Source organism: Pseudomonas sp. 22526, assembly GCF_052044735.1.
Classification (GTDB): Bacteria; Pseudomonadota; Gammaproteobacteria; order Pseudomonadales; family Pseudomonadaceae; genus Aquipseudomonas; species Aquipseudomonas piscium.
This window is the reverse complement of the sequence record NZ_JBQENK010000030.1, coordinates 11594-34772: the sequence shown is the minus strand read 5'-3', so window position 1 is coordinate 34772 and position 23179 is coordinate 11594. Positions and strand designations below refer to the sequence as shown.

22 protein-coding genes are annotated in these 23179 nt (G+C 61.9%); 11 read left to right on the top strand and 11 right to left on the bottom strand.

All coding sequences use genetic code 11. The features are described from left to right. Positions 1–148 precede the first annotated feature (148 nt). The 3 genes from ACTJKT_RS29600 to ACTJKT_RS29590 are packed head-to-tail and all read left to right on the top strand — an operon-like array spanning position 149 to position 2500. A complete protein-coding gene (locus tag ACTJKT_RS29600; RefSeq protein ID WP_440790034.1) occupies positions 149–727 on the top strand; it encodes a YfiR family protein in 579 nt (192 codons plus the stop codon). Next, on the top strand, positions 724–1992 hold the full coding sequence (locus tag ACTJKT_RS29595) for a diguanylate cyclase domain-containing protein (protein ID WP_440790032.1): 1269 nt from the start codon (positions 724–726) through the stop codon (positions 1990–1992). Before ACTJKT_RS29600 ends, ACTJKT_RS29595 begins: the two co-directional genes overlap by 4 nt. A gap of 4 nt (positions 1993–1996) precedes the next feature. After that, positions 1997–2500 (top strand): OmpA family protein, encoded by a 504-nt coding sequence (locus ACTJKT_RS29590; protein WP_106696447.1) that lies wholly within the window; start codon positions 1997–1999, stop codon positions 2498–2500. 134 nt (positions 2501–2634) lie between these two features. Here ACTJKT_RS29590 and ACTJKT_RS29585 read toward each other — a convergent pair whose 3' ends face one another. The 4 genes from ACTJKT_RS29585 to ACTJKT_RS29570 form a co-directional block, all read right to left on the bottom strand. Beyond that, the gene (locus ACTJKT_RS29585; protein ID WP_440790030.1) at positions 2635–3051 is read right to left on the bottom strand and encodes a hypothetical protein; all 417 of its coding nucleotides are present in this window, start codon (positions 3049–3051) and stop codon (positions 2635–2637) included. Positions 3052–3450: 399 nt separating this feature from the next. After that, positions 3451–4026, bottom strand: a complete 576-nt coding sequence (locus tag ACTJKT_RS29580) for a hypothetical protein (protein WP_440790028.1) — start codon at positions 4024–4026, stop codon at positions 3451–3453. Further along, positions 4007–5278, bottom strand: coding sequence for a PAAR domain-containing protein (locus ACTJKT_RS29575; protein WP_440790026.1), 1272 nt, complete (start codon positions 5276–5278; stop codon positions 4007–4009). Before ACTJKT_RS29575 ends, ACTJKT_RS29580 begins: the two co-directional genes overlap by 20 nt. 191 nt (positions 5279–5469) lie before the next feature. Then, positions 5470–6420 carry a LysR family transcriptional regulator gene (locus ACTJKT_RS29570; protein WP_440790024.1) on the bottom strand — a complete coding sequence of 317 codons (951 nt, stop codon included), beginning with the start codon at positions 6418–6420 and terminating at the stop codon, positions 5470–5472. Between the two features lie 153 nt (positions 6421–6573). Between ACTJKT_RS29570 and ACTJKT_RS29565 the strand changes: the two genes are divergently transcribed. From ACTJKT_RS29565 to ACTJKT_RS29555, 3 genes are all read left to right on the top strand, one after another. Beyond that, entirely contained in the window at positions 6574–8100 is a 1527-nt protein-coding gene (locus ACTJKT_RS29565; protein WP_440790022.1) for a CoA-acylating methylmalonate-semialdehyde dehydrogenase, read from the top strand. Between the two features lie 11 nt (positions 8101–8111). Next, entirely contained in the window at positions 8112–8999 is an 888-nt protein-coding gene (gene mmsB, locus ACTJKT_RS29560; RefSeq protein WP_440790020.1) for a 3-hydroxyisobutyrate dehydrogenase, read from the top strand. 364 nt (positions 9000–9363) lie between these two features. Beyond that, positions 9364–9930, top strand: coding sequence for a hypothetical protein (locus ACTJKT_RS29555; RefSeq protein ID WP_440790018.1), 567 nt, complete (start codon positions 9364–9366; stop codon positions 9928–9930). A 364-nt stretch (positions 9931–10294) separates the two neighbouring features. On the opposite strand, the gene ACTJKT_RS29550 is transcribed toward ACTJKT_RS29555, so the two are convergent. After that, entirely contained in the window at positions 10295–10645 is a 351-nt protein-coding gene (locus tag ACTJKT_RS29550; protein WP_023969491.1) for a cupin domain-containing protein, read from the bottom strand. Positions 10646–10911: 266 nt separating this feature from the next. Here ACTJKT_RS29550 and kynB point away from each other — a divergent pair, with 266 nt between their 5' ends. Together kynB and kynA are read left to right on the top strand one after the other, a co-directional pair. After that, positions 10912–11553: an arylformamidase gene (kynB, locus tag ACTJKT_RS29545; protein ID WP_440790015.1), complete on the top strand. Its 642-nt coding sequence runs from the start codon at positions 10912–10914 to the stop codon at positions 11551–11553. 108 nt (positions 11554–11661) lie between these two features. Continuing rightward, the gene (gene kynA / locus ACTJKT_RS29540) at positions 11662–12516 is read left to right on the top strand and encodes a tryptophan 2,3-dioxygenase (RefSeq protein ID WP_440790013.1); all 855 of its coding nucleotides are present in this window, start codon (positions 11662–11664) and stop codon (positions 12514–12516) included. Positions 12517–12702: 186 nt separating this feature from the next. Here kynA and ACTJKT_RS29535 read toward each other — a convergent pair whose 3' ends face one another. From ACTJKT_RS29535 to antA, 4 genes are all read right to left on the bottom strand, one after another. Further along, a complete protein-coding gene (locus ACTJKT_RS29535) occupies positions 12703–14100 on the bottom strand; it encodes an amino acid permease (RefSeq protein WP_025809951.1) in 1398 nt (465 codons plus the stop codon). 73 nt (positions 14101–14173) lie between these two features. Beyond that, the gene (antC, locus tag ACTJKT_RS29530) at positions 14174–15193 is read right to left on the bottom strand and encodes an anthranilate 1,2-dioxygenase electron transfer component AntC (RefSeq protein ID WP_440790011.1); all 1020 of its coding nucleotides are present in this window, start codon (positions 15191–15193) and stop codon (positions 14174–14176) included. Between the two features lie 12 nt (positions 15194–15205). Beyond that, positions 15206–15697, bottom strand: a complete 492-nt coding sequence (antB, locus tag ACTJKT_RS29525; RefSeq protein ID WP_025809954.1) for an anthranilate 1,2-dioxygenase small subunit — start codon at positions 15695–15697, stop codon at positions 15206–15208. 2 nt (positions 15698–15699) lie between these two features. After that, positions 15700–17085, bottom strand: coding sequence for an anthranilate 1,2-dioxygenase large subunit (gene antA, locus ACTJKT_RS29520; protein ID WP_440790009.1), 1386 nt, complete (start codon positions 17083–17085; stop codon positions 15700–15702). 487 nt (positions 17086–17572) lie between these two features. On the opposite strand from antA, the gene ACTJKT_RS29515 reads away from it, so the two are divergent. Further along, positions 17573–18586 (top strand): helix-turn-helix domain-containing protein, encoded by a 1014-nt coding sequence (locus ACTJKT_RS29515; protein WP_440790007.1) that lies wholly within the window; start codon positions 17573–17575, stop codon positions 18584–18586. A 27-nt stretch (positions 18587–18613) separates the two neighbouring features. Here the strand turns inward: ACTJKT_RS29515 and ACTJKT_RS29510 are convergent, their stop codons facing one another. After that, positions 18614–19087: an Lrp/AsnC family transcriptional regulator gene (locus ACTJKT_RS29510; RefSeq protein WP_009046863.1), complete on the bottom strand. Its 474-nt coding sequence runs from the start codon at positions 19085–19087 to the stop codon at positions 18614–18616. 184 nt (positions 19088–19271) lie between these two features. On the opposite strand from ACTJKT_RS29510, the gene kynU reads away from it, so the two are divergent. Continuing rightward, the gene (gene kynU, locus ACTJKT_RS29505) at positions 19272–20522 is read left to right on the top strand and encodes a kynureninase (RefSeq protein ID WP_440790005.1); all 1251 of its coding nucleotides are present in this window, start codon (positions 19272–19274) and stop codon (positions 20520–20522) included. A gap of 215 nt (positions 20523–20737) precedes the next feature. Then, a complete protein-coding gene (locus tag ACTJKT_RS29500; protein ID WP_440790003.1) occupies positions 20738–22150 on the top strand; it encodes an amino acid permease in 1413 nt (470 codons plus the stop codon). Positions 22151–22256: 106 nt separating this feature from the next. Here the strand turns inward: ACTJKT_RS29500 and ACTJKT_RS29495 are convergent, their stop codons facing one another. Next, positions 22257–23141, bottom strand: a complete 885-nt coding sequence (locus ACTJKT_RS29495; protein ID WP_440790042.1) for a LysR substrate-binding domain-containing protein — start codon at positions 23139–23141, stop codon at positions 22257–22259. Between the last annotated feature and the right edge of the window lie 38 nt (positions 23142–23179).

Here is a 23179-nt window from a genome sequence, read left to right as displayed (position 1 = left end):
AGGCTATGAAGAACAGGAAGACTCAAATCGGTACTGCGTTTTTTTCTGCCCCGATAGCCCGCTCTGCATGCCTGGGAGCCTCGCGGCGGTTTCACCGGCTGTGCTATCGTTGCGGCATCATTGTATGAAGATCAAAGAGAATCCCTGCATGAACGTGGCTGTCTCGGCGACAGAGCGCTTTTCGGGCTGGAGGCAGGTACTGCTGTCCGCCCTGGTCTGTCTGCTGAGCACTTTTGCCGTCGCGCAACCCGAGCCTGCCGCTGCCAGCCTGGCGGACCAGCGCGCCAAGGCGGTGACTCAAGTGGTGCTGGGCATCCTCAGTTATGCGCGTTGGCCGGTGGAGCCGGCACAGCTGCGTCTGTGCGTGGTGGGGCCGACCGAATACACCGACGACCTGGTCAAGGGCACGACCCAGGCCACCGGCCGCCCGGTCCTGGTGCGGCGCTTGCTGGCCGACAACCCGGCCATCGTCAGCGAATGCGATGCGGTGTACATCGGCAAGCTGACCGACGATCAGCGCGCCCGCCTGTTCACGTCCCTGCTCGGTCATCCGGTGTTGAGCATCAGCGAGGGCGGCGACCAGTGCACGGTCGGCAGCCTATTCTGCCTGCGCGTCAGTGACAATCAGGTGTCATTCGAGGTCAACCTGGATTCGGTGGCCCGCAGTGGCGTGCGGATTCATCCAAGCGTGCTGCAACTTTCCCGTCGTCGACCGGCGGCGCCATGACCTTCTTCAAGTCGCCTGCTCGCCCTACATTGCGTTCGGTCATTGGCCGCGGGCACCTGATTGTCGCCCTGCTGGCCATTTCCATGGCCAGTCTGTCCCTGACATTGCTCGGGGTGCTGGCGTTGCGGGTGTATGCCGATCACAACCTGCATCTGATCGCGCGTTCGATCAATTACACGGTCGAAGCGGCAGTGGTGTTCAACGACAGCGCCGCAGCGACCGAAGCCCTGGCCCTGATTGCCTCCACCGAAGAGGTGGCCGAGGCCCAGGTGCTCGACGCCCGGGGCCGCGTGCTGGCCCACTGGGAGCGGCCGGAAACCGGTTTGCTGACCGATCTGGAAATGCAGATTGCCCGGGCCTTTCTCGAGAAGCCCATCACGGTGCCGATCATGCATCAGGGCCAGGAAATCGGCAGCATCGCCTTGACCGGGCACGGCGGCAGTCTGTTGCGCTTCCTGCTCAGTGGGCTGGTGGGGATTGTCCTGTGTATCGCGGTGAGCGCCTGGGTGGCGCTGTACCTGGCGCGCCGTCAGTTGCGCGGCATTACCGGGCCGCTACGCAGCCTGGCCGATGTGGCCCATGCCGCGCGCCGCGAGCGGGCATTCGACGTACGGGTGCCGCCGGCGGAAATTGCCGAGCTGGACAACCTGGGCAATGACTTCAATGCCCTGCTCGATGAGCTGGAAGCCTGGCAAACCCATTTGCAGAGTGAAAACGAAACCCTGGCCCACCAGGCCAGCCACGACAGCCTGACCGGCTTGCCGAACCGGGCGTTTTTCGAGGGCCGGCTGATCCGCGCGCTGCGCAGCGCCAGCAAGCTTAACGAGCGGGTGGCGGTGCTGTTTCTCGACAGCGACCGCTTCAAGGGCATCAACGACAACTTCGGTCACGCCGCCGGCGATGCGGTGCTGATGGCGGTGGCGTCGCGGGTGCGGGCGCAGTTGCGCGAGGAAGACCTGGTGGCGCGCCTGGGGGGCGACGAGTTCGCCATTCTGCTGACCCCGCTGCACCGCATCGAGGACGCCGAGCGTATCGCCGAAAAAATCATCGCCAGCATGGAGATGCCGATTGCCTTGCCAGGCAGTACTTCGGTACTGACTTCGCTCAGTATCGGTATTGCCGTCTACCCTGATCATGGCACCACCCCGGGTGCTCTGCTCAATGCCGCCGATGCGGCGATGTATCAGGCCAAGCGTGTCTCTCGAGGCGGGCAACACACCGCGGGGTCGGAGCCCCCCGTCGTTCACGTTCAATCCAGGAGCTAATTCTTTGTTTTCATTGACTCGACCTTTCTTGCGACTTTTCACCACCGGCCTGTTGCTGGCGCTGCTTTCATTGACCGGCTGCCAGAGCGTGCCGCCCAAGGGGCTGACCCCGCAGCAAGTGGCGGTGCTCAAGCAGGAGGGCTTCGAGCTGACGGATGAGGGCTGGGCCTTCGGCCTGTCCGGCAAGGTACTGTTCGGCAGCGATATCGAGACACTGAATGCCGCCAGTACCGAGATCGTCGAGCGCATCGGCAAGGCCCTGGTCAGCGTGCATATCGATAAGGTCCGGGTCGATGGCCACACCGATGCCTCGGGCAAGGAAACCTATAACCAGCAACTGTCCCTGCGCCGGGCGAAAAGCGTGAGCAAGGTACTGGTGGCCACGGGCATGCGCGAAGAAAACATCCAGCTGCGCGGCCTCGGCAGCAGCGAACCGGTGGCCTCCAACAGCACAGTGGCTGGACGTACCGAGAACCGGCGCGTCTCGATCGTGGTCATCGCCGACTAATAGGCAAACACCATCGCCCGGGTCTGTCCCATCAGCAGGCCCTGATTCTGTTCCGTCCGCTGTGGATGTAGTCCTAGAGCAGGGTGATCCCGCTTGAGCTTGCGCAGGTCCTCGCAGCGCTGTTGGCAGGAGGCTTAGGGCCGGAAAGGGTCAGGTTCGCCCGCACATTGTTTCAAGCGAGAAATGACGTCAGGGCCGGTTTTGGTGGTGTCGATTCTCCCTGTTGCATCAAGGTAGATATCTATCTTTCTTCCCCATTTGGGAGTGATATCGATACATCTCTGAGCACCCTTCTCGGCTCCCCAAAAGAACACCATGAAAAACTCTGCGTTAGGGAAGATATGACCAGTGTCTACCGTGGCTTGGCCTGGAAGAATCCTCTCCCTATAAATGCGATGCTGCGTGTCCCATATTGAGCGCAGTTCCTCGGTCCCCTCTTTGGAGTAATGAACAATTACGCTGGGGGTCGCGGCATACCAAAATGCCAAAGGAGCCAGTAAGAGGAATAGAGCTATATAGCGAGTCTTAAATTTTTTTGCATGTGTGGACACGGACACCTTCCCCCCATTGTTCTGGTGCGACTGCAAGGACCTCGGCCATTATCATTTCTGCCGTGATTCCACCGTTAGGATGCTGACTAAATAGCTTGATGCCGATACTGATTGATATTCGATCTGGGGCGTCATCCCAAGCGCGAAGCCCGTCAACGCCTTCTGAGCACTGCGGCCCCTTCCGTTTCTGCTCCTCCTTTGGAGTTGACGCCATCTCCTGCAATTTCCTTAGCGACTCCGAGGCAATAGCTGATCCGCGGGAGAAAAACTCGGCTCCTTGTAGAGCTTTGCGAACCTAGCAAGTGGCGATGGGCAAGGCTTTAGGAGGATTCTGAACTTGGATGGAGTCTGGTGACCTCATAGCGGCACTGGTAGAGAACAATCGGCAAACTGATGCCTTTACTGTGGAGCAGGGCAGCTCTTGATGGCGGCCTGGAGCGCCTTGGCGTAGTCCACGTATGTTTTGGGGTCATAGGGTTCGGCGGTTACTGTGAAGCTGGATTTGCCGTAGTAGCTGATTGACCGGTCTACCTCCACAGCCCATGACCGGCCAGCGTGCTGGGCGACCAGATAGAACGCATGGGAATTCAAGTCGCTGCTCTCATCCAGTGCGGAGTAGAGATAGCGCAGATTCTTATACCAGTCGCGAATGCCTGTAACAGCCCTCAATGCCTCCTTGGCAGGCTGCTCGTCTACCTCTTTCAGGAAGGCATTCCCAATGGTGAGTCTCCCTGCACTTTCCAGTTCGGAGAGCGGGACTGGCAGCGGCTCACGGCTGATCAGTCGCGAATACTCGCAGTCGAACACCCAGCGACCGGTCTTCACGTAATCGTCGGCATAGATCACTACACCGTTGCCCAAGTCCGTCTTGTATACACTCGTCATTACCTTGAATCCGTAGTTGGCCGCTATCAGCAGCAAAGGAGAAATAATGGTGAAGGCTATCCAGAAGCCTTTACTTCGGTAGAAACTCAAAATGGCCTCCTGGTACGCCAATAGGTGTGTCGCCTGAGATCACAGGGTTGATGGCCCCCATGGTCTGATAGGTGAATCTATGTTTCTTGTGAGATAGCTTTCGCTCGTCCTTCAGTGTGCCCCATTTCCTACACCATTCTTTCCCAGGTGCTGCGTTGTCACTAATTCCGCAAAGATCGCCCATGCGGCGCTCTTCGAACGAACCCCAGGTGTTCTTGTAGTCCGAACGCCTAACAAAGGCATGCACTTTGATCCGCAGGTGGTTGGCCAGCAACTGCGCCAGACTTTCGTTGGTCTGTGGAAAGAACTGGATGCCATCTTCGACAGGGAAGTCCGACCGATTGCCCATACCGGTCCTACAGGCGTAGCTGTTGATCTGCGCCGAACTGGCAAACGCCGAAGGTGAAATCTTGTCGTAGCTCAGTACGTCTAAGGACATTTGGAAGTCCCCGGCAAGCTGATAGCCGAAGGCGATCCGATGCGGCACGCCGTGGCTGAACAGCGATAAGTGTTCGATGGGTGATTGCTTGCGGTCCTTGCCTTGGTTCAGGTAGTCGATCAGCTCCTGGGCGTTCGTCACGGTGACAACACCAGCACCATAGCCTTTGGCAGATCCACGTGCCGCACTGAGCATTGCTTCACTGTACGACGGGGTGAACACTACCAGCGTGCGCGTCAGGTCAGGTTTGCTGCGTTTGAACTCGGCCAGTTCGCGCACGGCTTGGCCGATGAACATCATTTGGTTGCCCGAGCTTTTGTCGTGCTGGCTTCCGGCGACTGCGATTAGCTCGGGAGTCAGCGGTTCCCCTGGGGCTGTTGAGGAGGAACTGCCAGGTTGTACCAGAGCGCCCGAGAGCAAAGCATGCTGCTCCAGTTGTGGATCGGCCAACAGGGTAGCCATCTTCTCATCATCTACAGAGCCATCCGGCCGGATTGCCCCGAGGGCTGCGAAGTTAATGATTGCCGTGCCAGGAGTGGGGGCCATGACAAAGCCACCGAAGGTGTCACCTGACCCGGTGATGATTGTCCCGCCGTGACTGGTAGGGCTGCCCAGGTGAGCCATGGGGCGACCGTTCAGGAGGATCGAGGGAAATCCTGTGGTAATAACCGCGCCACATCCGCAAGTGTCACCGACTCGGGCTGCTCCCATGAAGTTGATGTTGATATCACCAGAAGCGCAAGCAATAGGTGTCGTGCCGTGACCGGGAAGAGGGCAGACGTGTTTGTCGCCCAGGCGAGCAGAAGAGAGCATTTATCGTCCTTGCATTAGCTGATCCGCGGGAGAAAAACTCGGCTCCTTGTAGAGCTTTGCGAACCTAGCAAGTGGCGATGGCTAAGGCTTTAGGACGATTCTGAACTTGGTTGGAGAGTCTGTCGGGCCCCGGCAATTACGATCAACCCCTGTCACAAAGCATTGGCAGGGCCTACTGATCTTCTTGCGGACTATGAGTCGGCAAACACCATCACCCGGCTCTGCCCCATCAGCAGGCCCTGATTCTGCTCAGTCACGCTGCGGATGTAGTCCCACAGCAGGGTGATCCGCTTGAGCTTGCGCAGGTCTTCGCGGCAGTACATCCAGAACTGCCGGGTGATGTCTATTTCCTCCGGCAGCACTGGCAGCAGGCGTGGGTCCTGGGCTGCCAGGAAGCAGGGCAGGATCGCCAGTGAGCGCCCTTGCTGCGCCGCCACGTACTGGGCGATCACGCTGGTGCTGCGCAGGTTGGCGCTGGCGCCGGGCAGCACATTGGCCAGGTACAAGAGCTCCGAACTGAACGCCAGGTCGTCCACGTAGCTGATGAACTGATGCTCGCTCAAGTCCGCCGGGCGGCGGATCGGTGGGTGCTGGTCGAGGTATTCCTGGGTCGCATAGAGCTGCAGGCGGTAGTCGCAGAGCTTGCAGCAGACGTAGGGGCCGTGCTCTGGGCGCTCCAGGGCGATGACGATGTCGGCTTCGCGCTTGGACAGACTGATGAAGTGCGGCAGCGGCAGGATATCCACCGAGATCGCCGGGTAGGAGTCAACGAAATGGCTCAGCTGCGGGGTGATGAAAAAGCTGCCGAAACCTTCGGTGCAGCCCATGCGCACATGCCCGGACAGGGCCACGCCCGAGCCCGAGACCTGTTCGCAGGCCATGTGCAGGGTGCTTTCGATCGACTCGGCATAACCCAGCAGGCGCTGGCCCTCGGCGGTCAGGACAAAGCCGTTGGTCCGGGATTTTTCGAACAGCAGGGTGCCCAGCGCGACTTCCAGCGAGCCGATGCGCCGCGACACCGTGGTGTAGTCCACCGCCAGGCGCTTGGCCGCGCTGCTGGCCTTGCGGGTGCGGGCTACTTCGAGGAAAAACTTCAGGTCGTCCCAGTTCAGCGAGCCGAGGGATGTGATGTTTTTTTGCATGATGGACCGGCTTTTATGTGCATTCTTATTAGAAGTTTGCACATCTATACTCCAAAAACAGTCCGACAACCAACTCGCGACGCACGCCTCATTTCAAGGCGGACCCACGCCTTGGCTCCCTGCATAAGAACCTCAAGAAGTCAGGAGACCCGTATGAACGCATCCCTCAATCCCGACGGCACCACCTTGCAGCAGGTCAAGCTGCTGATCGACGGCCAGTGGGTCGAATCCCGGACCAGCGAGTGGCACGACATCACCAACCCGGCCACCCAGCAGGTGCTGGCCAAGGTGCCTTTCGCCACGGCGGATGAAGTCGACGCTGCCATCGAAGCCGCGCAGCGCGCCTTCCAGACCTGGAAACTGACCCCGATCGGCGCGCGGATGCGCATCATGCTCAAGCTGCAGGCGCTGATCCGCGAACACTCCAAGCGCATTGCCCAGGTGCTCAGCGCCGAACAGGGCAAGACCATCGCCGATGCCGAAGGCGACATCTTCCGTGGCCTGGAAGTGGTCGAGCATGCCTGCTCGATCGGCAGCCTGCAGATGGGCGAGTTTGCCGAGAACGTCGCCGGTGGCGTCGATACCTACACCCTGCGCCAGCCGATCGGCGTCTGCGCCGGGATCACTCCGTTCAACTTCCCGGCGATGATTCCGCTGTGGATGTTCCCGATGGCCATCGCCTGCGGTAACACTTTCGTGCTCAAGCCTTCGGAGCAGGACCCGCTGTCGACCATGCTGCTGGTGGAACTGGCGCTGGAAGCCGGGGTTCCACCTGGCGTGCTCAATGTGGTGCATGGCGGCAAGGACGTGGTGGACAAGCTGTGCACCCACCCGCACATCAAGGCGGTGTCGTTCGTTGGCTCCACGGCGGTGGGCACCCACGTCTACGACCTGGCGGGCAAACACGGCAAGCGCGTGCAGTCGATGATGGGCGCGAAGAACCACGCCGTGGTGCTGCCCGACGCCAACCGCGAACAGGCGCTCAATGCCCTGGTCGGCGCCGGTTTCGGCGCGGCCGGCCAGCGTTGCATGGCCACCTCGGTGGTGGTCCTGGTGGGCGCGGCGAAACAATGGCTGCCGGACCTCAAGGCGCTGGCGCAGAAGCTCAAGGTGAATGCCGGCAGCGAGCCGGGCACCGATGTCGGGCCGCTGATTTCCAAGCGCGCCAAGGAGCGTGTGCTGGGCCTGATCGAAAGCGGCATCAAGGAAGGCGCCAAGCTGGAGCTGGACGGTCGCGACGTCAAGGTGCCGGGTTTCGAGCAGGGCAACTTCGTCGGCCCGACCCTGTTCTCCGGGGTGACCACCGACATGCAGATCTACACCCAGGAAATCTTCGGCCCGGTGCTGGTGGTGCTGGAAGTGGACACCCTCGACCAGGCCATCGCCCTGGTCAACAGCAACCCCTTCGGCAACGGCACCGGCCTGTTCACCCAGAGCGGCGCGGCAGCCCGCAAGTTCCAGACCGAAATCGATGTCGGCCAGGTCGGGATCAATATCCCGATTCCGGTGCCTGTACCCTTCTTCAGCTTCACCGGTTCTCGTGGTTCCAAGCTGGGCGACCTGGGCCCTTACGGTAAGCAAGTGGTGCAGTTCTACACTCAGACCAAGACCGTCACCAGTCGCTGGTTCGACGATGACAGCGTCAACGATGGCGTGAACACCACCATCCATTTGCGTTGAGGAGTCGGCTCATGAAAATCGCATTCATCGGTCTGGGCAACATGGGCGCACCCATGGCGCGCAACCTGCTCAAGGCCGGGCATCAGTTGAACCTGTTCGACCTGAACCAGGCCGTGCTCAAGGAACTGGCCGAACTGGGCGGCAGCATCAGTACCTCGCCCCGCGCCGCCGCCGAAGACAGCGAGCTGGTGATCACCATGCTGCCGGCCGCCGCCCATGTGCGCGCCGTCTGGCTGGGCGACGACGGGGTACTGGCGGGGATCGCCCATGGCACGCCGGCGGTGGATTGCAGCACCATCGACCCGCAGACCGCCCGTGACGTGGCCGCGGCCGCCGCCAAGCAAGGCGTGGCCGTGGCCGATGCGCCGGTATCCGGCGGCACCGGCGGCGCGGCGGCGGGCACCCTGACCTTCATGGTCGGCGCCAGCGCCGAACTGTTCGCCACCCTGCAGCCGGTGCTGGCGCAGATGGGCCGAAATATCGTGCACTGCGGCGAAGTGGGGACCGGGCAGATCGCCAAGATCTGCAACAACCTGCTGCTGGGCATTTCGATGATCGGCGTCAGCGAGGCCATGGCCCTGGGCGATGCCCTGGGCATCGACACCAAGGTGCTGGCGGGCATCATCAACAGCTCCACCGGGCGCTGCTGGAGCTCCGACACCTACAACCCCTGGCCCGGCGTAATCGAAACCGCACCGGCCGCCCGCGGCTACACCGGCGGCTTCGGCGCCGAGCTGATGCTCAAGGACCTTGGGCTGGCCACCGAGGCCGCCCGCCAGGCGCACCAGCCGGTGGTGCTGGGCGCCGTGGCGCAGCAGCTGTACCAGGCCATGAGCCTGCGCGGGGAAGGGGGCATGGACTTCTCGGCTATCGTTAACAGCTATCGCAAACCCCAATAGGGGTTTTTCCGGGAGCTCGCGTCGGGCGGGCTCCCGGTTTTTTTGCCATCTCCCTCACCTCAATGGACCTCGCTCCCCTGTAGCCGCTGGCACAGGCCGGGATCGAGTGCACCGTCCTCGGCAATCGCGCTTGTTCAGAAAAAAAAGCATCGATTTATGGCAGTTTTACCGTCGAATATCGTCCGTAATATTTGCCGAGTAGGGATGAAGTATTCGCAAGTGGCGTTATCGCGACAATGTATAAGACATGCCCAGGCAGTATCGGGATTGATAGCTAAGGTGATCTGTGTCGACAGCATCTCTGTCGAATAACGACATGTCATGGATATGGCATGTATATGAGGTTTTATCAGGGAGATAAACCATGGCAGATGTTCTGAAATACGGAGACAAGGTTCATATCAAGAATGGTTACAACAATTGGGATGGCGGTTATCTCGACACTTGTAATCATGCGACCGCCCCGAACAGCCTTTACGGCGTAGTCACCGCAACCACTCCTCATCGCGGCCCGGGTACTGGCACCTGGATCATCGAGTCCGCGACAGGCAAGGCAATAGGGACCGAGGTTGAAAGTTGCGATGTGATCCTGCTGTGGAACCTCTACAAAAACGAGGGTGGTTACCTGGACACCAATGGCCACGCGACAAAACCGTCGATCTATAACGTGGTCACAGCCCTCAAGGAATCGCGGCCGGCGGATACCCTGCACTGGCGAATCTTTGCCGATACCTCAGATCCCAAGGATTTCAAGGTGAGAGAGGGGGATGTCGTGCACTTCCTGAATGGCTACAACGATGTGCGCGGCGGGTTCCTGGACACCTGTGGGCATGCCAGTGGCGAGGGCGTCAAATATGCGGTATCGACGACCCCCTATCTGAATCGGGACGGCAATACCGGCTCATGGAAAATCTCGAAAGCCAAAGACTAAGTGCCTGATACACCGCCAGGCACTTGGATGTGCAAAAGGGGACGTTGAGACGTCCCCTTTTTAGTCGTTGGATTAATAGGCTTTCTAAAGTTTTAAATGCGGGTTGTCTGCTTGGGTTTTTTGTTTAAGCAAGCTTGCTGGAAGTTTAAGTGGGCTATCTGTATTCGCTGGGAATGAGATGAGTAAACTTCTGGTTGGCCAATATCATTAGGCCGGGAAGTGCATGGCGGGCGTGCGCCTTATTGCTGTGGTTTTATAAAAAAGAGGCGCTCTTCAATGATATGAGCGCCTCTTGATGTTTCGTGGAAAGTCCTTCGCCGGACCGATCAGGCGTTTGCAGAACTGCGGCCTGAATCTTCGGATATCAGGCGAAAACGAAATACTTGCGCACGGTCTCGACCACTTCCCAGGTGCCTTTCATCCCCGGCTCGACCACGAAGATATCGCCGGCGCGCAGGTGGATCGGTTCCATGCCGTCCGGGGTGATCACGCAGTAGCCTTCCTGGAAATGGCAGTACTCCCATTTCACGTAGTCCACGCGCCATTTGCCGGGCGTGCAGATCCAGGTGCCCATGATCTTGCTGCCGTCTTCGCTGGTGTAGGCGTTGAGGTTGACGGTGTGCGGGTCGCCTTCGAGTTTTTCCCATTTGCAGGCATCGAGCACCGGCAGCGGGTGAGTGTCGCGCAGAACGGTAATGGGGGCAGTCGCGGTCATGAGGACTCCGGGGTCTTGGCTGAGAACTGAAGTCGCACCCTATAGCGCCCGGCGCCCGGTCAGTTGTCTGTACTCGACATCGGGGTGCCCAGAAACGCAGTACCCGCCCGCGAAGTGTTGCCGGGGTTTGCATTGAAATTTCCAAGCGTGAATCGGTGATTTCCTGGCAGTTCATGCGAAAGATTTCGCGGTCGCCGGAGTATTTCGCAAGAATCTTCACGGGCATCGCTCGTATGATTCAGGTCGAAGTGGCCGAGAGCAGCGCTATGAACACAACCCCAAGCTGGTGGGACATCAGCCCGCCCCTGAGTACCGCGACCCCGACCTGGCCCGGCGACACGCCGTTCCAGGAAGAGCGGGTCTGGCAGTACGGACCCGAGTGCCCGGTGAATGTCGGGCGCATCACCCTGTCGCCGCATACCGGTGCCCATGTCGACGCGCCGCTGCATTACAGCGCCGATGGCGCGCCGATCGGCGAGGTGCCGCTGGACGTCTACCTCGGCCCGTGCCGGGTCGTGCATTGCCTGGGCTGCGGCCCGCTGGTATTGCCCCAACACCTGGAAGGTCACCTCGACAACCTGCCCGAGCGGGTGCTGCTGCGTACCTATCGCCAGGCGCCGTTGAGCACCTGGGACCCGGACTTCAGCGCCGTGGCCAAGGACACCGTCGAGCTGCTGGCCAGACACGGCGTGCGCCTGATCGGCATCGACACCCCGTCCCTCGACCCGCAGCAATCGAAAACCATGGATGCCCATAACGCCGTGGCCCGCCATGGCCTGGCGATTCTCGAAGGCATAGTGCTCGACGAAGTGGCCGAAGGCGACTACGAACTGATCGCGCTGCCCCTGCGTTTCGCCCATCTGGATGCGAGCCCGGTGCGCGCCATCCTGCGGCCTTTGCCGCGATAATTCCTACAATAGTATTTACAACAACAAAGCTTCGACCCCGCGCGCGCTTCGACCAAGGCCGGCGCCGGGTGATCGACCAGCCGCTACCTGACATGAGGAGCCCACGCGATGAGTCAATGTCCCTATTCGAGCAACCCGCCGCCCGATGGCTGGCATAACGCCGAGCTGAATTTTTCCAATTCCATGAGCTACGGCGACTACCTGGACCTGGGGCGCATCCTCAATGCCCAGCACCCCTTGTCGCCGGACCACAACGAAATGCTCTTCATCATCCAGCACCAGACCTCGGAGCTGTGGATGAAACTGATGCTGCATGAGCTCAATGCGGCCCGCGAGCATGTGCATCAGGGGCAGCTGCAGCCGGCGTTCAAGATGCTGGCGCGGGTGTCGCGGATCTTCGACCAGCTGGTGCATGCCTGGGCGGTGCTGGCGACCATGACCCCGTCCGAGTACAAGTCGATCCGCCCATACCTGGGGCACTCGTCGGGCTTCCAGTCGTTCCAGTACCGCGAGATCGAGTTCATCCTCGGTAACAAGAGCGAGACCTTGCTGCGTCCCCATGCTCATCGTCCGGAACTGCTCAAGGAACTGGAGCTGGCGATCGCTACGCCGTCACTGTACGACGAAGCCATCGGCCTGATGGCCAAGGCCGNCCTGGCCATCGACCCCGAGCGCCTAGCCCTGAACAGCAAGGCGCCGACCCAGCATGATGCGTCGGTGGAAGTCGCCTGGCGCGAGGTCTACACCGACCCGTCGCGCTACTGGGACCTGTATCAGTTGGCGGAGAAATTCATCGACCTGGAGGATTCCTTCCGCCAGTGGCGCTTCCGCCATGTGACCACGGTGGAGCGCATCATCGGCTTCCAGCCCGGCACCGGCGGCACCGAAGGCGTCGGTTACCTGCGCAAGATGCTCGACACCGTATTGTTCCCCGAGCTGTGGCGCGTGCGTTCGACGCTGTAAGCGACAGGCCAATAAAAAGGCCCGGCATTCATCGAATGCCGGGCCTTTTCGTTTATGCCAACCCCTGTAGCCGCTGCCGAAGGCTGCGATAGGTCCGAAGGACCTCCGGCGTCCTCAAGATCGCTGCGACCGTACCGGTCGATCGCAGCCTGCGGCAGCGGCTACAGGATCATGTGCCGCCGACGATCAGGCCACCGCCCGTGTACCAGTCCTGGCCACCCGCAGGCGGTAGAACACCCAGATCAGCGCGACCCACACCGGGATGGCGTAGACCGAAACCCGTATCCCGGGAATCATCAGCATCACGCTGACGATCATCAGCATGAAGGCCAGGCACAGGTAGTTGCTGAACGGGAACCAGAAGGTCTTGAACGACGGCACTATGCCTTGCTGGCCCATGGATTTGCGGAACTTCAGGTGGGTCAGGCTGATCAGCGCCCAGTTGATCATCAGGGAGGCAACGACCAGGGCCATCAGCAGTTCCAGCGCTTCCTGCGGTGCCAGGTAGTTGACCACCACGCAGAGCAGGGTGATCAGCGCCGAGACGCCCAGGGCCAGCAATGGCACCCCCTGTTTGTTCAGCTTCATCATCGCCTTGGGCGCGTCGCCCTGTTCGGCCAGGCCGTAGAGCATGCGGCTGTTGCAGTACACGCCGCTGTTGTAGACCGACAGCGCCGCGGTCAGGACCACGAAGTTGAGGATGTGCGCCGCGGTGTCGCTGCCGATCAGGGCAAAGATCTGCACGAACGGGCTGCCGCTGTAGGAGTCGCCGGAAGCGTTCAGGGTCTGCAGCAGCTGGTCCCAGGGGTAGAGCGACAGCAGCACGGTGAGGGCGCCGACGTAGAAGATCAGTACCCGGTACACCACCTGGTTGATCGCCTTGGGGATCACCTTGCGCGGTTCGCTGGCCTCGGCGGCAGTGATGCCCACCAGTTCCAGGCCGCCGAAGGAGAACATGATGAAGGCCATGGCCATCAGCAGGCCGGTGCCGCCATTGGGGAAGAACCCGCCGTGGCTCCACAGGTTGCTCACCGCGGCCTGCGGGCCGCCGCTGCCGCTGGCCAGCATGTAGCAGCCCAGGGCGATCATGCCGATGATGGCCACCACCTTGATGATGGCGAACCAGAACTCGGCTTCGCCGAAGAACTTCACGTTCATCATGTTGATCAGGTTGACCAGCACGAAGAACACCGCCGCACTGACCCAGGACGGGATTTCCGGCCACCAGAACTGCACGTACTTGCCCACGGCCGTGAGTTCGGCCATGCCTACCAGCACATAGAGCACCCAGTAGTTCCAGCCGGCGAGAAAGCCGAAGTAACCGCCCCAGTACTTGTGCGCGAAGTGGCTGAAGGATCCGGCCACCGGCTCCTCGACGATCATTTCGCCGAGCTGGCGCATGATCAGGAAGGCGATGAACCCGGCAATCGCATAACCGAGGATCATCGAGGGGCCGGCGGACTTGAGCACGCCGGCGGAGCCAAGGAACAGGCCGGTGCCGATCGCCCCGCCCAGGGCAATCAGCTGAATATGGCGGTTCTTCAAGCCACGCTTGAGTTCGCCGGGTTTCAGGATTTCATCCACTAATCACGCTCTCTTCTCATTGTTATCGGATCTGTCCGTGTTCGCGGCCAGATCGCGGCTGACTGCGGACGGATCAGATATTACTCTCGGTGAACTTCTCGTAATACAGCTGAACGCTCTCAAGTTGCTGATCTTGCAACCAGTTCTTGATCGATTCGACCATCGGTGGCGGTCCGCAGACGTACATGTCCACCGGGCTATCGCGCAGTTCGCTGCAGTCGAAATGCTCGGCGATATAGCCGCGCTTGCCCGGCCAGTCCGCCGTCGGCTCGCTGATCACCGAAGTGTAGCGAAAACCCGGCAGTTGGCTGGCATAAGCCTCGATGCGCGCGGTTTCGCACAGGTCGGCGACGTTGCGCACCCCGTAGTACAGGTGCACCGGCTGGCTGCAGCCGTCGGCGGCCAGTTGTTCGAGCATCGCCAGCAGCGCCGACAACCCGGTGCCGCCGGCCACCAGCACCAGCGGCCGGACGATATGGCGCAGGTAGAAGGCCCCCAGCGGCGCCTCCAGCTCGATACGGTCGCCGACCTGGCAACGTTCGCGGATGTAGTTGCTCATGGCCCCGTCGGGCAGCAGGCGCACGAGGAATTGCAGCTGCTGGCTGCCCGAGCGGTTGGCGAACGAGTAGGAACGTTTGCTCGACGTGCCGGGGACCGACAGCCGAGCGTATTGCCCCGGCAGGAAGTCCAGCGCTGCCTGGTCCTGGTCGAGCTGCAGTTGCAGGATCGCCGTGCTATCGGAGACCTGGCGCACCTCGCTGACCGTGCCGCTTAGTTGTGCAGGCCCCGCGGCGCTGCACAGGCTGGAATCGAAGTCGAAGTAGAAGGTGGCATCGGACTGCACCCGGGTCTGGCAACTGAGCATCTTGCGCTGCTCCAGGTCCGCGCTGGAGAGGGCTTCCTCGTCCACGTAGTCCTGGCTGTAGTTGCCCGATTCGCAGCGGCCCTGGCAGGTGCCGCAGACGCCTTCGCGGCAGTCGAGGGGGATCTTGATGCCGTTGCGCAGGGCGGCATCCAGCAGTATTTCGTTGGCGTGTACAGGGAAGAACAGCGTCTTGCCATCGGCAAAGCTGAACGCGACCTTGTGGTTCATGCCCGGTCTCCGTCAGAGGTGGTAGAAATCGAGCACCGAGTTGATGGTGTCGTTGAGCAGCAGCACATGCTTGCGGGTGATCAGCCAGCTGTCGCCGTGGGCCTTGAGGTTGTAGGTGGCGTGGCCGAAGAACTGCTCGGCGGTGGCCAGGCGATAGAACAGGGTGTGCCAGTTCAGCCGCACCTGCAGGCTGCCATCGGCCTGCTCGGCGATCCGCACGTTGCTGATGTTGTGCAGGGTGCGCGGCATCGGAATGGTCGAGGCGGCCTTGCCGGTGCGGATACGGAACACCCGGTCTTCCAGGCCCGAGCGGTTGGCGTAGTAGATCAGCGACATGCCGCGTTTCGGGTCGGTGGTGTAGACATGCTCGGAGTCCCATTGCGGCAGGTGGAACTCGCTCTGCGGGTCGAAGAGTTCGAGGTAGGCGTCCCAGTCCTGGGCGTCGCACAGCTCGGACTTGCGGTAGAAAAACTGCTCGATACGGTATTGCAGTTGCGCACTCATGTTCACACCTCACGCAGTTTCAGGGATTGTCCGGCCAGCCCGTCGAGAAGGAATTTCTGCCAGTTGCGGTGCTGGTTGACGTACAGCCCTTCGTGGGTGAATTCGGTGCCGGTCATGGCCGGCTGGATGCCGATGGCCTCGCTGTTGCGGGTCGGCCCGGTTTCCCAGCGGTGGCTGCCGCGGGAGATATCGCTCCAGCGTTCCAGGCGGCCCTGGAAACCGCGCTGGGCTTCGCGGAATTCCACCAGGTCGTCGGGGGTGCCCATGCCCGAGACGTTGAAGAAGTCCTCGAACTGGCGGATGCGGTTTTCCCGGTCGGCGTCGGACTCGCCCTTGACCCCGATGCACTGGCTGATGATCTCGGTCTTGTTCCAGGCCAGCGGGCGGATGATCCGCAGCTGCGAGCTGATCTGGTCGAGGAAGAACAGGCTCGGGTAGACGTTGAGGTTGCGCAGGCGGTGCATCATCCATTCGGCCTTGTCCTGGCCGTACTCCTCAATCAGCCGCGGCATGATGGTGGCGTAGCCGGAGCGCACCGAAGGGTTGGGCATGTCGCTGAACAGCACGCTGTGGCCGTTGTTGAAGGCGAACCAGCCGTCGTCGGTATTGGCGTCGCCGGCGCCGAGCTTGCTGTAGTCCAGGGTGGCGCTGGCGCCGCCGTTCTCGCTGTTGACCTGCTGGCGGTGCTGCACCGTGGCCACGTAGTTGTAGTGCACGGTGCTCACGTGATAACCGTCGAGGCCGTTCTCGTTCTGCAGTTTCCAGTTGCCGTCGTAGGTGTAGGCGGACTTGCCGGGCAGGACTTCCAGCTCACCGGTGGGCGACTGGGCGACCATCATGTCGAAGAACACCTTGGCGTCGCCGAGGAAGTCCTCCAGGGAGTTGTCGGCGTGGATGTCGAGGCTGATGAAGACAAAGCCCTTGTAGCTGTCGATGCGGGCTTTCTTCAGGCCGCGGGTGGCCTTGTCGAAGCCTTCGGGGTATTCCCCCGGCGCCTTGACCTTCACCAGACGCCCGTCGCTCTTGTAGCACCAGGCGTGGAACGGGCAGGTGAAGGTGGACTGGTTGCCCTTGCCGACCCGGGTCAGGGTGGTGCCGCGGTGCTGGCAGGCGTTGATCAGCGCGTTGAGCCGGCCTTCGCCGTCGCGGGTGATGATCATCGGCTGGCGCCCGGCGCGCATGGTGACGAAGTCGTGGTTGTTGGCCAGCTCGCTTTCGTGGCAGGCGTAGATCCAGTTCTTCTCGAAGATCAGTTCCATCTCCAGGTCGAACAGCTCGGGCTCGGTGAACATGTCCCGGGCAATGCGGAATACGCCGTCGTCCGGACGAAAGTCCAGACAGCCGTCGATGAAGCTTTTCCATTGTTCTGCGTTTCTTGCACCACTCATGAGTGAGTACCTTTTTTGTTCAGGCCAATCGGTGCATGCATTAGAGAGAGTGGGGCGCCCGAGTGGCTATCCGCTTAGTCGGCCAAGGCCATCCATAAAATTGAACGTTCCAGGGCGCTTCTGTAGGAGCGAAGCTTGCTCGCGATAAAGGATCACGCGGTGCATCTGTCAAAACGCGCCGTACCCATCGCGGGCAAGCCTCGCTCCTACGGGCGCGGGGGGGGTAACACCTGGGGGCTGAATACCCAGGGCTGGTGCGGCAGCCGATCAACGGCTGCACCGCGATGTCGCGATGAGCTACTGTTGGGCGCAGTCTTGTGTGGGTTTTGCGCACCGGGTGGACGGGTTCTATCCACTTAGTTGGCGATTGCTATCCAGTCGGTTGGCAGTGCCGGGCGGTGGCGCAAAACTTGCTCCTGCAAGCCAGTCGTTCAAGCCAGACGCGCCGTCAGAGCGCGCAAAAAAATATTGCCGTGGGTGCGCCGTGATGAATAGCAAGGCTGATTCGCAGTTTCGCGATATTCGTATCGATCGCTACGACCTCGAGGGGGCGAGAAGCTGGATGTCCGGCATTTGCGGGCCGCACCGGCTCGAGACCAGCACCCCCGAGCGCATCCGCTTTCACCACAGCGCCAACGTGTTCAAGTCGCGGGCCACGACCCTGGGCACCATCGAATACGGCACCGACGTCACCATCGACATCGAAGACGCCGAGCGCTTCAGCAGCTACAGCCTGAGCCTGCCGCTGAGTGGCGATCAGGAGCTGAGCAAGGACGGCCGGCTGCTGCGTTCCAACCGCGACCAGGGGGTGATCATCGCGCCCAACGAAAGCCAGATGCTGGCGATCTCCGGCGACTGCCGCAAAGTCCAGGTGGTGATTACCCGGGCGGCCATGAGCGAAGCGCTGGAGGCCTTGCTGCAACGGCCGCCGGAAGCGCCGCTGCGTTTCGAGGCGGTGATGGATGCGGTGGAGGGGGCCTCGGCTTCCTGGTGGCGCATGGCGCGGTATTTCATCGCCGAACTGGAGCGCAGCAGCGAGCTGTACGAACAGCTGGCCTTCACCCGCGACCTGGAAAGCTCATTGATCAAGGGCCTGATCCTGGCCCAGCCGAACAACTACTCGGCGGAGCTGCGCGAGGTGCTGGAGGTCAAGTTGCCCCACTACCTGGTCCGCGCCCGCCAGTACATTCACGCCAACGCCCGCGAGCCGTTGTGCCTGGAAGACCTGGAAGCTGCCGCCGGGGTCTCGCGCTTCAAGCTGTTCGAGGCCTTCAAGAAGTATTTCGCCCTGTCGCCGATGGTCTACCTGAAGAAGTACCGGCTCAATGCGGTGCGCCAGGAGATCCTCGAACACGGTTCGGCGCGGACCATTTCCGAGATCGCCCTGGGCTGGGGCTTCAGCCATCTGGGGCGGTTCTCCGCCGAATACCGCAAGCTGTTCGGCGAGTCGCCCAGCGTCACCCTGCAGCGCCACGATGCGCGGCGCCTGAGTGGCTTCTAGTGGCCTGTACCCCACAGGCCACCCGTTTTACTTGCGCAGCACCAGGTCGAGCAGCCCGTCCTGTTCCTTGATTTTCTGCAGGACGATTTCCGAGCGGATGTCGGTGACCCCGGACGTGCGGTTCAGGTGATTGACGATGAAATCCGAGAAGTGCTTGAGGTTGCGTGCCTGGACCCGCAGCACATAGTTGCTGGCGCCGGTGATCACATAGGCGGTCACCACTTCCGGCCACTGCTGGACCTTCTTGATAAAGGTCTCGTGCCAGTCCGCCACGTCCTGGCGCAACGACACATGGACGATGGCCTCCAGCTCGATCCCCAGGCGTTCGGCGTTGAGCACCGCGCGATAGCCGCTGATGATGCCTTCGCCCTCCAGCAGGCGCAGGCGCCGCAGGCAGGCCGAGGGCGAAAGGGCGACTTTCTCCGCCAGCTCCTGGTTGCTGATACGGCCGTCCTGTTGCAGGAAGTGCAGGATTCGCAGGTCTGTCGAGTCGAGAATCATGGTTGGCATTTATCCGCGTTTTTTTAAGTTGTAGTCGAATAATCTTCGAGGCTGTGCCGCTCTCATAGCGCATTTTGCACGAAAATTCTCCAGGGCTTCGTTCATTATTTCTTCACCGTGCAGCCGCCGATGCCGCCTCCGGCATTGCGTGCTGCCGTATGCCATAGTGAAAACAGGACCTCCCATGACAACAAGAAACCACTGCCTGGCCCTCGACGCACAGGACCCGCTGGCGCCGCTGCGCAACCAGTTCGCGCTGCCCGACGGGGTGATCTATCTCGACGGCAACTCCCTCGGTGCGCGCCCGGTAGCGGCCCTGCAACGGGCGCAACAGGTGATTGCCGAGGAGTGGGGCAATGGCCTGATCCGCAGCTGGAACACCGCCGGCTGGCGCGACTTGTCGCAGCGCCTCGGCGACCGCCTGGCCCGGCTGATCGGCGCCGATGCCAACGAAGTGGTGATCACCGATACCACCTCGATCAACCTGTTCAAGGTGCTCAGCGCGGCCTTGCGCGTGCAGGCGCTCAAGGCGCCGCAGCGGCGGGTGATCGTCAGCGAGAGCAGCAACTTTCCCACCGACCTGTACATCGCCGAAGGCCTGACCGAGATGCTGCAGCAGGGCTATTCCCTGCGCCTGGTGGACAGCCCCGAGGAACTGCCCCAGGCCATTGGCGAAGACACCGCGGTGGTCATGCTCACCCACGTCAACTACAAGACCGGCTACATGCATGACATGCAGGCGGTGACCACGCTGACCCACGAATGCGGCGCGCTGAGCCTGTGGGACCTGGCCCACTCCGCTGGCGCGGTGCCGGTGGACCTGAAGCAGGCCGGCGCCGACTACGCCATCGGCTGTACCTACAAGTACCTCAACGGCGGCCCGGGTTCCCAGGCCTTCGCCTGGGTTTCGCCGGCGCTCTGCGACCTGGTCAAGCAGCCGCTGTCCGGCTGGTTCGGCCACGCGCGGCAGTTCGACATGGAAGCGCAATACCGGCCGAGCAGCGGCATCGCCCGCTACCTGTGCGGCACCCAGCCGATCACTTCGCTGGCCATGGTCGAGTGCGGCCTGGAGATCTTCGAGCAGACCGACATGGCCAGCCTGCGGCGCAAGTCCCTGGCCCTGACCGACCTGTTCATCGAACTGGTGGAGCAACGCTGTGCAGCCCATGGCCTGAAGCTGGTCACCCCGCGTGAGCACGACAAGCGCGGCAGCCATGTCAGCTTCGAGCACCCCGAAGGTTATGCGGTGGTCCAGGCCCTGATCGCCCGGGGCGTGATCGGCGACTACCGCGAACCGCGGATCATGCGCTTCGGCTTCACGCCGCTGTACACCCGTTTCAGCGAAGTCTGGGACGCGGTGCAGATCCTCGGTGAAATCCTCGACGAAAAGACCTGGGCCCAGCCGCAGTTCCAGATCCGCCACAGCGTGACCTGACCCCCGCTACCTGTAGCCGCTGCCGCAGGCTGCGATCGAGGCCGCAGGACTCGCATTTCCAGGCGCCGCGGTATGTCAGGCAGACCGTGGACTCCGGTTTTGCGACGACTTCGTCGCCGAGCGCAGGCCGCGCCAGCGGCTACAGGGTGATACCAGAACCGGCCAGGGACGGCTCGCGACACCGATCAACGCGTGCACACAATAATAAGAGGCTGATGAACGTGACCACGACCAACAAGGGTTTTGCAGCGATTTCCAATCGTGAACAGGGCTTGCGCCGCCAGCTCACGGCCGGGCAGATGAGCATAATCGCCATCGGCGGGGCGATAGGCACCGGGCTGTTCATGGGCAGTGCCTACGCCATCGGTTACGCCGGCCCCAGCGTGCTGCTCAGCTACGCCATCGGCGCGCTGATCACCCTGCTGCTGATGGGCTGCCTGGCGGAAATGACCGTGGCCCATTCCACCTCCGGCTCCTTCGGCGCCTATGCCGAGTTCTACATCAGCCCGCTGGCCGGGTTCCTGGTGCGCTACGCCTATTGGGCGGCCATCGTCCTGGCGGTGGGTGCCGAGGTCACGGCCATCGCCATGTACATGAAGTACTGGTTCGCCCATGTGCCGGAGTGGGTGTGGATCGTCTCGTTCTCCAGCGTGCTGATCCTGCTCAACGCCATCAGCGTGAAAACCTTCGGTAACTTCGAGTACTGGTTCTCCACCATCAAGATCGCCGCCATCGTCGGCTTCATCATCCTCGCGGTGTACGTGGTGTTCGGCTCCGGCAATGCCGACTACGGCCTGCACAACTACAGCGCCCACGGCGGCTTTTTCCCCAACGGTGTGCAGGGCATGTGGATCGCGGTGATCGTCTCGATCTTCAGCTACCTGAGCGTGGAGATGATCGCGGTAGCCGCCGGCGAAGCCGAGGACCCGCAGCGAGCGGTGAAAAAGGCCTTCCGCGCAACCATGGTGCGGCTGGTGGTGTTCTACCTGCTGACCCTGGCGCTGATGCTGGCCATCGTGCCCTGGGTCCAGGCCGGCAAGGCCCAGAGCCCGTTCGTCACGGTGATGCAGACCATCGGCATTCCCGGCGCCACCGGGGTGATGAACTTCGTGATCCTGATCGCCGCGCTGTCGGCGATGAACAGTCAGCTGTACATCACCACGCGCATGATGTTCAGCCTGTCCCGTGGCGGTTATGCACCCAAGTCCATGGGTGCCTTGAGCAAGAGCGGCATCCCGTTGAACGCCTTGCTGCTGTCCAGTTCGGGCATCGGCCTGGCGACCCTGATCAACGTGCTGTACCCGGAAAGCTCGTTCACCCTGATGATGGCGATCTCGATGTTCGGCGCGATCTTCACCTGGTTCATGATCTTTCTCACTCACTACTGCTTCCGCCGTTACCACCAGCGCCATGGCGAGCAGCAGTTGTCGTTCCGCATGCGCCTGTTCCCCTGGAGCACGCTGCTGGGCCTGGTGCTGATGGGCGCGGTGATGATCACCACCTACTTCACCGAGGCCTTCAAGATGACCCTGGTGTTCGGCGTGCCCTTCCTGGTGATCCTGACCCTGGCGTACTGGCTGTTCTTCAGGAAATCCCGGGCGCCGGCAGGCGCGCTGTCCAAGGTCTGACCCCAAACCTGTAGGAGCGAAGCTTGCTCGCGATAGCCTTCGTCGCGACGCCGCAGTGGATGGCTGCTGCGCGGATCGCGAGCAATCGAGCGTCGACCGGCTGCTCCTACGGTTGGCCCAGGGTTTCCAGGAGGGCTTTGGCGTAGGCAGGCAGGGCGCTGAAGTCGCGGGCGCAGAGCAGCAACTTGCGTTGCGCCCAGGCTTCCTCCAGCGGCAGCACTTTGAGCGATGCATCCGGTCCCCGGCGTTCGACGGCGGCCTGGGGCACCACCGCCAGTCCGGCACCCCGGGCGACCATGCGCATCACCCCGTCGAAGCCATCGGCGCGGATGCGGATCGGCATCCGCAGCCCCAGGTGCAAGGCCTGTTCTTCCAGGTATACGGCCAGGGCGCTGTGGGCGGCGAGGCCGACATAGTCGTGGTGCAAGCTGTCGCTGAAACTCACCGCCCGCCCGTCCGCCAGTGGGTGATTGGCGGGCAGGACCAGTACCAACGGGTCGTCGCGAAAGGCCAGGGTTTGCAGGTCCTGGGTATCCACCGCGTCGGAGACTATCCCCAGGTCCGCCGCGCCCTGGCGCAGGGCGTGGGTGATGCGCAGGCTGGGCAGTTCCTGCAGGTCGATATCCAGGTTGGGGTGGGCGCAGAGAAAGTCCGCCAGCGGCTCCGGCAGGTATTCGGTGATCGCCGTGGTGTTGCACAACAGGCGCACCTGGCCTTTGACGCCCCGGGCGTATTCGGCCAGGTCCTGCTGCAGGTGTTCGGCCTGTTGCAGCAGGCCGCGGGCGTGCTGGGCCAGGGCCTTGCCGGCGGGCGTCGGGCTGACGCCACGGCGGCCACGCTGCAGGAATTCGGTGCCCAGGGAGGCTTCCATGGCGCGGATCCGCGCGCTGGCCGCGGCCAGGGACAAATGGCTGCGGCTGGCGCCGGCGGTGATATTGCCGGCGTCGAGGATGTTCAGGTACAGCCGCAGGTCGGTCAGGTCGAAGTGCATGGGGCGGGTCCCTTGAAAGCGCCGCTGTGCGGCTATCG